At 74.9% G+C, this 13,149-nt stretch carries 14 protein-coding genes; 11 read left to right on the forward strand and 3 right to left on the reverse strand.

The annotated features are described in order from the left end of the window. Positions 1-19: 19 nt before the first annotated feature. A complete protein-coding gene (locus tag LFA75_RS15920) occupies positions 20-1,015 on the forward strand; it encodes a SurA N-terminal domain-containing protein (protein WP_225234591.1) in 996 nt (331 codons plus the stop codon). Between the two features lie 4 nt (positions 1,016-1,019). Continuing rightward, on the forward strand, positions 1,020-1,910 hold the full coding sequence (locus tag LFA75_RS15925; RefSeq protein ID WP_225234592.1) for a MazG family protein: 891 nt from the start codon (positions 1,020-1,022) through the stop codon (positions 1,908-1,910). Here the strand turns inward: LFA75_RS15925 and LFA75_RS15930 are convergent. Then, positions 1,901-2,842 carry a hypothetical protein gene (locus LFA75_RS15930; protein ID WP_225234593.1) on the reverse strand — a complete coding sequence of 314 codons (942 nt, stop codon included), beginning with the start codon at positions 2,840-2,842 and terminating at the stop codon, positions 1,901-1,903. The two genes, LFA75_RS15925 and LFA75_RS15930, sit on opposite strands and share 10 nt — an antisense overlap. 65 nt (positions 2,843-2,907) lie before the next feature. On the opposite strand from LFA75_RS15930, the gene eno reads away from it, so the two are divergent. Genes eno through purH form a run of 4 tightly spaced genes read left to right on the forward strand, consistent with a single transcriptional unit; the run spans position 2,908 to position 6,910 of the window. Next, entirely contained in the window at positions 2,908-4,191 is a 1,284-nt protein-coding gene (gene eno / locus LFA75_RS15935) for a phosphopyruvate hydratase (protein ID WP_318250010.1), read from the forward strand. A 15-nt stretch (positions 4,192-4,206) separates the two neighbouring features. Continuing rightward, the gene (locus LFA75_RS15940; protein WP_225234595.1) at positions 4,207-4,761 is read left to right on the forward strand and encodes an FtsB family cell division protein; all 555 of its coding nucleotides are present in this window, start codon (positions 4,207-4,209) and stop codon (positions 4,759-4,761) included. Further along, on the forward strand, positions 4,758-5,363 hold the full coding sequence (gene purN, locus LFA75_RS15945; RefSeq protein WP_225234596.1) for a phosphoribosylglycinamide formyltransferase: 606 nt from the start codon (positions 4,758-4,760) through the stop codon (positions 5,361-5,363). The genes LFA75_RS15940 and purN overlap by 4 nt, the downstream gene beginning before the upstream one ends. After that, complete coding sequence (purH, locus tag LFA75_RS15950) at positions 5,360-6,910, forward strand: bifunctional phosphoribosylaminoimidazolecarboxamide formyltransferase/IMP cyclohydrolase (RefSeq protein ID WP_225234597.1); 1,551 nt, start codon at positions 5,360-5,362, stop codon at positions 6,908-6,910. Before purN ends, purH begins: the two co-directional genes overlap by 4 nt. Here the strand turns inward: purH and LFA75_RS15955 are convergent. Then, positions 6,907-7,368, reverse strand: coding sequence for an Lrp/AsnC family transcriptional regulator (locus LFA75_RS15955; RefSeq protein WP_225234598.1), 462 nt, complete (start codon positions 7,366-7,368; stop codon positions 6,907-6,909). The two genes, purH and LFA75_RS15955, sit on opposite strands and share 4 nt — an antisense overlap. Before the next feature lie 132 nt (positions 7,369-7,500). On the opposite strand from LFA75_RS15955, the gene LFA75_RS15960 reads away from it, so the two are divergent. After that, entirely contained in the window at positions 7,501-8,769 is a 1,269-nt protein-coding gene (locus tag LFA75_RS15960; protein ID WP_225234599.1) for an ArgE/DapE family deacylase, read from the forward strand. Positions 8,770-8,773: 4 nt separating this feature from the next. Here LFA75_RS15960 and LFA75_RS15965 read toward each other — a convergent pair whose 3' ends face one another. Further along, the gene (locus LFA75_RS15965; protein WP_225234600.1) at positions 8,774-9,217 is read right to left on the reverse strand and encodes a hypothetical protein; all 444 of its coding nucleotides are present in this window, start codon (positions 9,215-9,217) and stop codon (positions 8,774-8,776) included. 484 nt (positions 9,218-9,701) lie between these two features. On the opposite strand from LFA75_RS15965, the gene LFA75_RS15970 reads away from it, so the two are divergent. From LFA75_RS15970 to LFA75_RS15985, 4 genes are read left to right on the forward strand one after another with little or no spacing between them, the layout of a single operon-like run. Further along, entirely contained in the window at positions 9,702-10,565 is an 864-nt protein-coding gene (locus LFA75_RS15970) for a bifunctional methylenetetrahydrofolate dehydrogenase/methenyltetrahydrofolate cyclohydrolase (protein ID WP_225234601.1), read from the forward strand. An 8-nt stretch (positions 10,566-10,573) separates the two neighbouring features. Further along, positions 10,574-10,873: a DUF3017 domain-containing protein gene (locus LFA75_RS15975; RefSeq protein ID WP_225234602.1), complete on the forward strand. Its 300-nt coding sequence runs from the start codon at positions 10,574-10,576 to the stop codon at positions 10,871-10,873. A gap of 48 nt (positions 10,874-10,921) precedes the next feature. Further along, a complete protein-coding gene (mdh, locus tag LFA75_RS15980) occupies positions 10,922-11,875 on the forward strand; it encodes a malate dehydrogenase (protein WP_225234603.1) in 954 nt (317 codons plus the stop codon). Positions 11,876-11,907: 32 nt separating this feature from the next. After that, entirely contained in the window at positions 11,908-13,122 is a 1,215-nt protein-coding gene (locus LFA75_RS15985; RefSeq protein ID WP_225234604.1) for an NADP-dependent isocitrate dehydrogenase, read from the forward strand. Positions 13,123-13,149 lie beyond the last annotated feature (27 nt).

Below are 13,149 nucleotides of genomic sequence, written 5' to 3' on the forward strand. Positions count from 1 at the left end.
GGCGTGAGAAGGTCACCTCGTGCGCCGTCGTCCGATCGTGTCCCTGCTGGTCCTGGGCTTGGCGGTGGTCGGCCTGGCCGGCTGCCGGACGTCCCCCGACGTCGCGGCCTACGTCGGTGACGACCGGGTCGGCGTCACCGAGCTGCAGGACGCCGTGGCGGAGCGGCTGGCCGACGACGACGTCGCCGCCTACGCCGCGGGCCAGGACGAGGGCGCCTTCACCCGCCAGGTGCTGGACCTGATGATCGGCGAGCGGGTCTACGACGCCGTCGAGGAGCGCTACGACATCGACGTCACCCCCGGCCAGGTGCGCGACCGGATCACCGAGCTCCTCGCCGGCGAGGACGAGGACGCGCTGTTCACCCAGCTCGCCCAGCAGCAGGGCCTGCTGCCCGACGACGCCCGCGAGATCATCCGCGAGCTGCTGGTCCGCGAGCAGGTCGCGCAGGCCGAGGGGCTGGCCGACCTGACCGACGAGGGGATCCAGGCCGCCTACGAGGACGCGCAGACCGCCGGCGGCCAGTTCGACCTGGGCTACATCACCGTGCCCGACCAGGCGACCGCGGACGCCGTCGCCGCCCAGCTGCGGGCCGACCCGACCAGCTACGCCGCCCTGGCCACCCAGTACGCCGGCACGTACACCCTGGCCGCGCCCCAGCTGCGCACCGCCGACCAGCTGCCCGACGTGCTCGCCGGCCCGGTCCAGGGCGCGCTGCCCGAGGGCGTGTTCACCGTCGCGGTCGCCGAGACCGGGGGCGTGGTGGTCGGCCAGGTGTCCTTCCCGCCGCTGGCCGACCTCGAGGACGACCTCACCGGCCAGGCGCGGCAGGACGCCTCGGACGCCGCCCAGCCGCTGGTCGACGACCTCGAGGCCGGGCTCGACGTCACGGTGAACCCCCGCTTCGGCACCCTGGAGGACGGCTCGGTGGTGGCCGGCGACGGCGGCGTCGTGCAGATCCTGTCCGGTGACGACACGGCGGACGACGCGGCCGACGGGGCGGCTGCCGGAGACTGACCGGGTGCCCCTCCTCCTGACGGTCAGCCCCCGCCTCCCCGGTCTGCTGGGCCCCGCCGCCTGGCAGCTGCTCGGCCGGGCGCCCGCGGTGGTGGCGCTGCCCGGGGCCGCGGCGACGGCGGCGGTCCTGCGGGATGCCGGGGTGGCGGTCGGCGAGGTGCCCGACGCCGCCGCGGCCGGCCCGGGCGACGTCGTGCTGCTGACCGCCGAGGAGGCCGGCGACGCGTCGGTGGTGGTGGGCGCCCCCGAGCCGACCGGCGCCCGGCTGCTGGACGTCGTCGCCGTGATGGACCGGCTCCGCTCGCCCGGCGGCTGCCCCTGGGACGCCGAGCAGACCCACGCCTCGCTGCGCGGGTACCTGCTCGAGGAGGCGCACGAGGCCTACGACGCGATCACCGACGAGGACCCGGTGGCCATGCGCGAGGAGCTCGGCGACGTCCTGCTGCAGGTGGCCTTCCACGCCCGGGTGGCGGCCGAGTCCCCGACCGGCTTCGACGTCGACGACGTGGCCGACGGCCTGGTCGCCAAGCTCGTCCGCCGGCACCCGCACGTGTTCGCCGACGCCGGCGACCTCGACGTCGCCGGGGTCGAGGCCGGGTGGGAGGCGATCAAGAAGGCCGAGAAGCAGCGCCGGTCGCCCACCGAGGGCGTCTCCTCGACGCAGTCGGCGGCCGCCTGGGGTGCCGCGCTGGTGTCGCGGGCCCGGCGGGCGGGCCTGCCCACGCCGCCGCCGGCGGAGCTGGCCGTCGCCGACCAGGCGGCGCTGGGGGAGCAGCTGCTCGGCGTGGTCGCCGCCGCGGCCGACCGCGGGTGGGACGTCGAGGACGCGCTGCGCACCGCCGTCCGCCGGTACGCCGCCGAGCTCGACGCGGCCGCCGGGGTCGCTCAGCCCTGATCGGCGGCCGAGGCCGGTGAGGAGCCCAGCAGCTGCGGCAGCCAGAGCAGGACGGCGGCCGCCAGCGCCGTGGCCACCGCGAACCCGGCCGGGCCGCTGCCGTCGACGTAGGCCCACAGCAGCCCGACCACGGGGGCCAGCGCGACGGCCACGACGTCCCCGCGCAGCTGGCGGGCCATCCCGACGTCGGCGGCGGTCGGGTCCACCGGTGCCTGCCGGATGTCCCCGCGCGGCTCGGACCGCCGCAGCCGGCCCGAGGGCCAGAGCTGCTGCCCGTCCACCACGGGAAGCACCCGCGGGTCGGTCGCCGGGTCGCCGTGCACGGTGACCGCCGTGCCGGGGCGCAGCCGGTCCAGCTCGGGGCTCCAGTGCACCGGCAGCCAGCGCACCCCGCGACCGGTGACCAGCTCCAGCCAGCTGCGCACCAGCAGGCCCTGCCGGACCACCAGGTGGGTGGCGGTGGCCGTGGTCGCCGGCGCCCGGACCAGCCGCGGCCGGGTGACCAGCCGCAGCCCGGTCAGCAGGCCGACCACCAGCACGGTCAGCGCCACCAGGACGATCCCGAACAGCACGTCCTGGACGGCGGCGTGCGCGGCGTCCCCGTCGGCGTAGACGACCACACCCCCGGCCGGGTCGTACTGCACGGCGATCTCCGCCCCGGTCGGGATGTCCACGGCCTCCCGCAGCTCGAGCCGGCCGTCGCGGTCGGCGCCGTCGGCGTCGGTGAAGGTGACCGACACGGTGCGGTCGGCGACGTCGGAGACCGTCGCCGTGGCGGTCGCGCTCGCCCGGGCCAGGGGCTCCTGGGTGGTGCCCAGCCGCAGCGCGAGGACCACCAGCAGGACGACGCCGACCACCAGCACGGGGACCAGCCCCACCAGCAGCTGGGTGCGGGCCCGGGTGTGCGGACGGGGGGCGGTCGGCTGGGTCATCACCGGCCATGGTCCCGCACCGGCGGCGTCACCGGCGCGGGTCCGGTCCCGATACGCTGCTGGCCGTGGCCACCATCGAAGCAGTAGGCGCGCGGGAGATCCTCGACTCGCGCGGAAACCCCACCGTGGAGGTCGAGGTGCTCCTCGACGACGGGACGATGGCGCGGGCAGCGGTGCCCAGCGGCGCGTCGACCGGCGCCTTCGAGGCGGTGGAGCTCCGCGACGGCGGTGACCGCTACCTCGGCAAGGGCGTGACCAAGGCCGTGGACGGCGTCCTGGACGTCATCGGCCCGGAGCTGATGGGCTTCGAGGCGTCCGAGCAGCGGCTGGTCGACCAGGCGCTGATCGACCTCGACGGCACCCCGGACAAGTCCCGGCTGGGCGCCAACGCGATCCTCGGCGTGAGCCTCGCCGTCGCCAAGGCCGCGGCCGACTCCGCCGGCCTCCCGCTGTACCGCTACGTCGGCGGCCCCTCGGCGCACGTGCTCCCGGTGCCGATGATGAACATCGTCAACGGCGGAGCGCACGCCGACTCCAACGTCGACGTCCAGGAGTTCATGATCGCCCCGATCGGGGCGGCCACCTTCGCCGAGGCGCTGGCCACCGGCGCCGAGGTCTACCACGCGCTCAAGGCCGTGCTGAAGAAGCGCGGGCTGTCCACCGGCCTGGGCGACGAGGGCGGCTTCGCCCCGTCGCTGCCCAGCAACCGCGACGCCCTCGACCTGATCACCGAGGCCGTCGAGAAGGCCGGGTACACCCCGGGCACCGACATCGCCTACGCCCTGGACGTCGCGGCCACCGAGTTCCACTCGGCGGACGGCTACGCCTTCGAGGGCAAGACGCTCACCGCCGGTGACCTCACCGAGTACTACGCCGGGCTGCTCGACGCCTACCCGATCGTCTCGATCGAGGACCCGCTGTCGGAGGAGGACTGGGAGGGCTGGGTCGACCTGACCGCCGCGCTCGGCGACCGGGTGCAGATCGTCGGCGACGACCTCTTCGTCACCAACCCGGTCCGGCTGGCCGACGGCATCGCCCAGGGCGCGGCCAACGCGCTGCTGGTCAAGGTCAACCAGATCGGCACGCTCACCGAGACCCTCGACGCGGTCAACCTGGCGCACCGCTCGGGCTACCGCTGCATGATGAGCCACCGCTCGGGCGAGACCGAGGACACCACGATCGCCGACCTCGCCGTCGCCACCGACTGCGGGCAGATCAAGACCGGCGCCCCGGCCCGCTCGGAGCGGGTGGCCAAGTACAACCAGCTGCTCCGCATCGAGGAGGAGCTCGACGACGCCGCCCGGTACGCAGGTGCAGCCGCCTTCCCGCGGCTGACCCCGGCGTCCTGACCCCGGGCACCGTTCGTGGCTGACGCCCGCTCCCGCCGGGGCACGTCCCCCGGCGGGGGCGGGCGCTCGGCACCCCGTCGCCGCGCCGCCGCCCGGCCCGCCGCGGCCGGTGGTCGCGGCGCCGCCGACGCCCGGCAGGGTCGGCGGCGGACCCGCCGGCCGGCCCGCAGCACCTCGACCACCGGGCGCAGCCCGCTGGTCACCGGGCGGGCCGTGCTGCTCGGTGTCCTGGTCCTGCTGCTGGCGCTCACCCTGGCCGGTCCGGTCCGGTCCTTCGTGGCCGGTCGGCAGGAGCTCGCCGAGCTGGCCGCGGAGAACCAGGCGCTGTCCCTGCAGGAGCAGCAGCTGCAGGCCGAGCTGGACCGGCAGGGCGACCCCGCCTACCTGGCCCAGCAGGCCCGGCAGCGGCTGAACTTCGTGCTGCCCGGTGACCGGCTGGTCATCGTGGCCGACGGCACCGTCGTGGCCGGCGAGGAGCCCGCCCGCACCCCCGGCATCGCCGAGGACGCCCCGCAGGTGCCCTGGTACGAGGGCCTGCTGCAGTCCGTCGGCACGGCCGACGGCGGGTGACCGCCGCGGACGCGCCGACCGGCCCGGCCGCCCCCGCCCGGGTGGTCGTGCTGCTGTCGGGCACCGGGTCGCTGTGCGCGGCACTGCTGGACGCCGGGCGGCCCTCGTTCACCGTGGTCGCCGTCGGCGCCGACCGGGAGGCGCCCGGGCTCGCCGGTCCGCGGGAGCGGGGGCTGCCGACCTTCGTGCTGCGGCTGGGTGACCACCCCGACCGGGCCGCCTGGGACGCCGCGCTGGCCGACGCCGTCGCCGCGCACGAGCCCGACTGGGTCGTGTGCGCCGGGTTCATGAAGCTGCTGGGGCCGGCCGTGCTCGCCCGGTTCGGCGGCCGCCTGGTCAACACCCACCCGGCGCTGCTGCCGGCCTTCCCCGGCGCGCACGCCGTGCGGGACGCGCTGGCCGCCGGGGTGACCACGACCGGCGCCACGGTCCACCTCGTCGACGCGGGCCTGGACACCGGCCCCGTCCTGGCGCAGACCCCGGTCCCCGTGCTGCCCGGCGACGACGAGGCCCGGCTGCACGACCGGATCAAGACCGTCGAGCGGGCGCTGCTCGTCGACACGATCACCACACTCACCAGCTCGAGGAGTGGCACCCCATGACCGATCGCACCCCCGTCCGCCGGGCGCTGCTGGGCGTCTACGACAAGACCGGCGTCGAGGAGCTGGCCCGCGGGCTGGTCGAGGCCGGCGTCCAGCTGGTCAGCACCGGCGCGACCGCCCGGCGGATCGCCGAGGCCGGCGTGCCGGTCACCCCGGTCGAGGAGGTCACCGGCTTCCCCGAGTGCCTGGACGGCCGGGTCAAGACCCTGCACCCGGGCGTGCACGCCGGGATCCTGGCCGACCGGCGCAAGCCCGACCACGTCGCGCAGCTGGAGGAGCTGGGGATCGCCGCCTTCGACCTGGTGGTGGTCAACCTCTACCCGTTCCGCGAGACCGTGGCCTCGGGCGCCACCCCCGACGAGTGCATCGAGCAGATCGACATCGGCGGCCCCGCGATGGTGCGCGCCGCGGCCAAGAACCACCCGTCGGTCGCCGTCGTCGTCGACCCGGCCCGGTACGACGAGGTGCTCGCCGCGGTCCGGGACGGCGGGACGACGCTGGTCCAGCGCCAGCAGCTGGCCACCGAGGCCTTCCGGCACACCGCGTCCTACGACCTGGCCGTGGCGACCTGGCTCGGCGACGTCGTCGCCCCCGACGAGAGCGGGTTCCCGGCCTGGCGCGGCGCCGTGTGGGAGCGGGCCGACGTGCTGCGGTACGGGGAGAACCCGCACCAGGCGGCCGCGCTCTACCGGCACGGCCAGTCCGGTCTCGCCCACGCGCAGCAGCTGCACGGCAAGCAGATGAGCTACAACAACTACGTCGACACCGATGCCGCCTGGCGGGCCGCGCACGACCACGAGGCGCCGTGCGTGGCGATCATCAAGCACGCCAACCCCTGCGGCATCGCCGTGGGCACCGACCTGGCCCAGGCGCACCGCAAGGCGCACGCCTGCGACCCGGTGTCGGCCTTCGGCGGGGTCATCGCAGCCAACCGCGAGGTCGACCTGTCCACCGCCGAGCAGATCGCCGAGGTGTTCACCGAGGTCGTCGTCGCCCCGTCGTTCACCGACGACGCGGTCGAGGTGCTGACCCGCAAGAAGAACGTCCGGCTGCTGCGCATGCCCGCCGACGCCGTCGCCGACCCGGTCGAGCTGCGCCCGGTGGGCGGTGGGCTGCTGGTGCAGCAGGCCGACCGGATCACCGCCGACGGCGACGACCCCACGTCCTGGACGCTGGCCACCGGCTCGCCGGTCCCCGCGGCCACCCTGGACGACCTGGTCTTCGCCTGGCGGGCCGTGCGGGCGGTCAAGTCCAACGCGATCCTGCTGGCCGCCGACGGCGCGACCGTGGGCGTCGGCATGGGCCAGGTCAACCGGGTGGACGCCGCCCGGCTGGCCGTGCAGCGGGCGGGGGAGCGGGCCGCCGGGTCGGTCGCGGCCTCCGACGCGTTCTTCCCGTTCGCCGACGGGCTGCAGGTGCTGCTGGACGCCGGGGTCACCGCGGTCGTGCAGCCCGGTGGCTCGGTGCGCGACGAGGAGGTCGTGGCCGCCGCCGCCGAGGCCGGGATCGCCCTCTACCTGACCGGCACCCGGCACTTCGCGCACTAGGTCGGGGCTCGGTCGGGGCTCAGCGGCGCGGGCCGGGTCAGCAGGTCGCTGAGCAGCAGCACCGTGCTGGTCCGCTGCACGTAGGGCAGGTCGCGCACCCGGCTGATCACCCGCTCCAGGTGCTGCGCGTCGGCGGCGACGACGCGCAGCAGGGTGTCGGCGGCGCCGGACACGCTGTGCGCCGACACCACCTCCGGCATGGCGGCGAGGTCCCGGCGCATGCGGTCGGCGGCGACGGTGCCGGTGGTGAACAGCTCGACCGACGCCGACAGCGCCCAGCCGGCGGCGGCCGGGTCCAGCAGCGCGGTGAACCCCCGGATGGTGCCCTCGGCGACCAGCCGGTCGACCCGTCGTTTGGTGGCCGACAGGGAGAGGCCGACGGCCTTGCCGAGCTCGGCGTACGGCGCCCGGCCGTCGGCCGCGAGCCGGGTGAGCAGCAGCCGGTCGATGTCGTCCACGCAGTAACGATAGGACCTTGCGTTGGACAGCTGACAACGCAATGAAGTTGTGCATGGACGAGGTGCGTCGCCGCGATCGGTTGCACCTGGGCCTCCCTACGCTCGCGTCGTCCCCGAGCCCAGGAGGAACCCGTGCCGATCACCCCCACCGAGGCGCGTGCGCTCGACGCCGTCGACCGCGACGCCGTCGCCCGCACGCTGACCGAGCTGCTCGCCGTCCCGAGCGTCTCGGGCAGCGACGCCGAGTCCGACGTCCAGCACCTGCTGGGCAAGCAGCTGGTGTCGGCAGGCCTGGACGTCGACAGCTGGCAGCTCGACCTCCCCGGTCTCGCCGCGTCCGCCGGCTTCCCCGGCACCGAGGTCGAGCGCACCGAGGCGTGGGGGCTGGTGGGGACCGAGCACGGTGAAGGCGACCGGCCGGCGCTCGTGCTGCAGGGCCACGTGGACGTCGTCCCGGCCGGGGACCGGGCGCAGTGGCGGGACGACCCGTTCGAGCCCACCTGGCGGGGGGACACGGTGCACGGCCGCGGCGCCTGCGACATGAAGGCCGGGGTCGTGGCCAACCTGGCGGCCTACGCCGCGGGGGTGCGGTCCGGCGCCCGGCTGCGGCGCGGCCTGGCCCTGCAGTTCGTCGTCGGCGAGGAGGACGGCGGGCTGGGGGCCTTCGGAACCCTGGCCCGCGGTCACACCGGCGACGCCTGCATCATCACCGAGCCCACCAGCGGCACGGTGGTCACCGGGGCGGCCGGCGCGCTGACGTTCACCCTGGAGCTGGCCGGGCAGGCCACGCACGCCAGCACCCCCTACGCGGGGCACAGCGCACTGGACTCCTACGTGGCCCTCCACCACGCACTGGCCCAGCTGTCCGCCGAGCGGAACCGGGTGGTCGAGCCGCTGATGCGGGAGTACCCGGTGCCCTACCCGATCGTGGTCGGGCGGCTGCAGACCGGTGACTGGTCCAGCAGCGTGCCCGACCGGCTGGTCGCCGAGGGCCGGTTCGGCCTGCGCATCACCGAGGACCCGGACGCCGCCCGGCGGGAGTTCGAGGAGCGGATCGCCGCGGTCGCCGCGCGCGACCCCTGGCTGCGGGACCACCCGCCGGTGGTCACCTGGTCCGGCGGCCAGTTCGCCGGCGGCCACCTGCCCGCCGGCCACGGGCTGCGCGACCTGGTGACCGGTGTGCACGCCGACGTGGCCGGCGGGGCGCCGCTGCGCGAGCGGGGCGTGCCCTACGGGAGCGACCTGCGCCAGTACACCGGGCAGGGCATCCCGACGCTGCACTACGGACCCGGCGACGTCCGGCTGGCGCACGGCCCCGACGAGGCCGTGGACCTCGACGAGGTGGTCACCGTGACCCGCGCGCTGGTGCTGGCGATCCTGCGGTCCTGCGGCGTCCGGTAGCGGGTCAGCGGACCTTCGGGCCGGTGAGCAGGGCCTTGAGCGCGCCGAGCAGGCCCAGGCCGGCGACGCCGAGGGCGAAGTAGAAGCCGAGGTCGAAGGTGCCCAGCTGCCAGTCCCGGTCGTAGGAGGGCACCAGGACGGCGGCCACCACCAGGCCGGCGACCAGCAGGGCCAGCACGCCCAGCGCGCGGTGCGCGCGCGCCGGCACCAGCAGCAGCAGCCCGAGCAGGAAGAGGACCGCGCCGCCGGCCAGCACGGCACCGGGCTGCCAGAGGCCGCGGTCGAACAACCCGGTCCAGTCGGTGCGGGCCTGGTCCACGACGTCGCGGGCCAGGTCCAGGCCGGTCGGGCCGTCCGGCGTCCAGGGCAGCAGCAGGCTCAGCGCCGCGGCCACGCCGGCCAGCAGGAGGCACAGTGCGCCGAACGCGTCGCCGCGGCGGACCGCCACGGGCTTCGTGGACCAGGCGGGCGCGGTCGTCGCCGGGTCGACCGGTGGCCGCCACGTCCCGTCCGCGGGCGCCGGGCTGGCTCTTATACACCTACCTCCGATATACACCTCCGACGACTCGCAGTCCCCGTGGTCGCCCGTGCGTTAACAAAAAAAACATCNGCGGGCGGCGGCGCCGAGCGGCTGCGGGCCGCCGGCGTGGCCGGGGAGGGGGGCGGGGGGCGGGCGCCACGGGGTGCACCTCGGTCGTCTGCTGGTCGGCCGGGTCCGGGCCGGGTCCGGGCGCGCCGAACACCTGGGTGCGGTCGGCATCGGTCCGTTCGGGCTCGCTCACGGGTCCTCCTGGGGCGTCGACCGGTTCTGCCGCCGAGCCTAGGAGAAGCAGGAGGACCTCGTCCCTCCCCACGACACGCTCCGCGCGCCGTGGGGCCCTGGGACGAGGCCGTTCCAGCCGGTCACGGCCGGGGTGCGGCAGACTGGGCGGGTGACGGCGACGCGACTGGACGGCAAGGCCACAGCGGGGGCCATCCGCACCGAGCTGACCGAGCGGGTGGCCGCACTGACCGCTGCCGGACGGCGCCCGGGGCTGGGCACGCTGCTGGTCGGCGACGACCCGGGCAGCCGGTGGTACGTCAACGCCAAGCACGCCGACTGCGCCCAGGTCGGCATCGCCAGCATCCAGCGTGAGCTGCCCGCCGACGCCTCGCAGGCCGACGTGCTGGCCGTGGTGGCCGAGCTCAACGCCGACCCCGCCTGCACCGGCTACATCGTCCAGCTGCCGCTGCCCCCGCAGGTCTCCGAGGCCGCCGTCCTGGAGGCGATGGACCCGGACAAGGACGCCGACGGCCTGCACCCGACGAACCTGGGCCGGCTCGTGCTCGGGGTGCCCGGCCCGCTGCCCTGCACCCCGCTGGGCATCGTGGAGCTGCTGCGTCGGTACGACGTCCCGCTGGCCGGGGCCGAGGTCGTCGTCGTCGGCCGCGGGGTGACCGTCGGCCGACCGCTGGGCCTGCTGCTGACCCGGCGGTCGGAGAACGCCACCGTGACGCTGTGCCACACCGGCACCCGCGACCTGGCCGCGCACACCCGGCGCGCCGACGTCGTCGTGGCCGCGGCCGGGGTGCCGGGGCTGGTCACCGCCGACATGGTCAAGCCCGGCGCCGCCGTCCTCGACGTCGGCGTGAGCCGGGTCGACGGCAAGATCGCCGGTGACGTCGCCGCCGACGTGGTCGAGGTCGCCGGGCACGTCGCCCCCAACCCCGGCGGGGTCGGTCCGATGACCCGGGCGATGCTGCTGAGCAACGTGGTCACCCTGGCCGAGCGGTCCGCCGCCCCCGCGACGGCCTGAGGCCCCCGGTGGCCCGCGCCCCGCTGTACACCCGCCGGCCGTTCCTGGCCGGCGTCCTCCGGCAGCTGCCGCTCACGGCGGTGCTGGTGGTCGTGGCGGTCGGCCTGGTCACGGTGGCCGCGGGCAACTGGCGGCGCGGGCTGGTCGTCATGGGCCTGGCCCTGGTCGGCGCCGCGGTGCTGCGGATGCTGCTGCCCGTGCGCCGGGTGGGGTTCCTCGCCGTCCGCAGCAGCACCACCGACGTCGTCCTGACCGCCGGCGGCGGGATCGCGCTGGTCCTCGTCGCGCTGGCCATCCCGCCCACCTGATCGGGGCCGGGGGCGCAGCCGACGGGCTCCGGCGCTAGGTTGGCGGCCATGGCAGCGCAGCCCGGTACCGGCAAGATCACCGTCGTGGGGTCCGGCTTCTACGGCTCGACGACCGCACTGCGCCTCGCGCAGTACGACATCGTGCGCACGGTCGTGCTCACCGACATCGTCGAGGGCAAGCCCGAGGGCCTCGCGCTGGACATCAACCAGTCCCGCTCCATCGAGGGCTTCGAGACCGAGGTCGTCGGCGTCGGCGGCGGGTCCTACGAGGGCACCGAGGGCTCCGACGTCGTCGTGATCACCGCGGGGCTGCCGCGCAAGCCGGGCATGAGCCGGATGGACCTGATCGAGACCAACGCCGGCATCGTCCGGTCGGTGGCCGAGAACGTGGCCCGGACCTCCCCGGACGCCGTGGTCATCGTGGTGAGCAACCCGCTGGACGAGATGACCGCGCTGGCCCAGCTGGCCACCGGCTTCCCGACCGCCCGGGTCATGGGCCAGGCCGGGATGCTGGACACCGCCCGGTTCACCGACAACGTCGCCCGCGAGCTCGGCGTCCCCACCGCCTCGGTGCGGACGCTGACCCTGGGCAGCCACGGCGACACCATGGTCCCGGTGCCCAGCCGGTGCACCGTCGACGGGAAGCCGCTGTCCGACGTGCTGGCCGCCGACCGCATCGCGCACCTGGTCGACCGCACCCGCAACGGCGGGGCCGAGGTCGTGGCGCTGCTCAAGACCGGCTCGGCCTACTACGCGCCCTCGGCCGCCGCGGCCCGGATGGCCAAGGCGGTCATCGAGGACTCCGGTGCGGTCATGCCGGTGTGCGCGTGGGTCGACGGCGAGTACGGGATCTCCGGGGTCTACCTGGGGGTCGAGGCCGAACTGGGCCGAGAGGGTGTGCGCCGGGTGGTCGAGGGCGACCTGACCGACGACGAGCTGGCCGGGCTGCGCGATGCAGCCGAGGCCGTACGGGCCAAGCAGGCGGACGTGGCCGACCTCTGAGTCGGCCTCCAACAGAGAGGGATCACCCACACGTGAGCAAGATCAAGGTGCAGGGCAAGGTCGTCGAGCTCGACGGCGACGAGATGACCCGGATCATCTGGCAGTTCATCAAGGACGAGCTGATCCTCAAGTACCTCGACGTCGACCTCGAGTACTACGACCTGGGCATGGAGAACCGCGACGCCACCGATGACCAGGTGACGATCGACGCGGCCAACGCCATCAAGGAGCACGGCGTCGGCGTCAAGTGCGCGACGATCACCCCGGACGAGGCGCGGGTCGAGGAGTTCGGCCTCAAGCAGATGTGGCGCTCGCCCAACGGGACGATCCGCAACATCCTCGGCGGCGTGATCTTCCGCGAGCCGATCATCATGGAGAACGTGCCGCGCCTGGTGCCGGGCTGGACCAAGCCGATCATCGTCGGCCGCCACGCCTACGGCGACCAGTACCGCGCCACCGACTTCAAGTTCCCCTCCGCGGGCACCCTGAAGGTCGTCTTCACCCCCGAGGACGGCGGCGAGACCATCGAGCGCGAGGTCTTCCAGGCCCCCTCGGCCGGCATCTCGCTGTCGATGTACAACCTCGACGACTCGATCCGGGACTTCGCCCGGGCCTCGTTGAACTACGGCCTGGCCCGCAACTACCCGGTGTACCTGTCGACCAAGAACACGATCCTCAAGGTCTACGACGGGCGCTTCAAGGACATCTTCCAGGAGATCTTCGACGCCGAGTTCGCGGAGAAGTTCGCCGCCGCCGGGATCACCTACGAGCACCGCCTGATCGACGACATGGTCGCGGCCAACCTCAAGTGGGAGGGCGGCTACGTCTGGGCGTGCAAGAACTACGACGGCGACGTGCAGTCCGACACCGTGGCGCAGGGCTTCGGCTCGCTGGGCCTGATGACCTCGGTGCTGGCCACCCCGGACGGCAAGACCGTCGAGGCCGAGGCCGCGCACGGCACGGTCACCCGGCACTACCGCCAGCACCAGGCCGGCAAGGAGACGTCGACCAACCCGATCGCGTCGATCTTCGCCTGGACCCGGGGCCTGGCCCACCGCGGCAAGCTGGACGGCACCCCCGAGGTCACCGAGTTCGCCGAGACCCTCGAGCGCGTCTGCGTCGAGACGGTCGAGGGCGGTCAGATGACCAAGGACCTCGCCCTGCTCATCGGCAAGGACGCCCCCTGGCTCACCACCCAGGACTTCCTCGCCGCGATCGACGCGAACCTGCAGAAGGCCATGGCCTGACGCAGTCGCCCCGACGGCCCCCTCCGC

Source organism: Klenkia terrae (assembly GCF_900491935.1).
Lineage (GTDB): Bacteria > Actinomycetota > Actinomycetes > Mycobacteriales > Geodermatophilaceae > Klenkia > Klenkia terrae.

Coding starts and splice junctions, on each gene's coding strand:
- mdh (WP_225234603.1), top strand. CDS start 10,922: ATGGCAGCGCAGCCCGGTACCGGCAAGATCACCGTCGTGGGGTCCGGC.
- LFA75_RS15930 (WP_225234593.1), bottom strand. CDS start 2,842: ATGACCCAGCCGACCGCCCCCCGTCCGCACACCCGGGCCCGCACCCAG.
- purH (WP_225234597.1), top strand. CDS start 5,360: ATGACCGATCGCACCCCCGTCCGCCGGGCGCTGCTGGGCGTCTACGAC.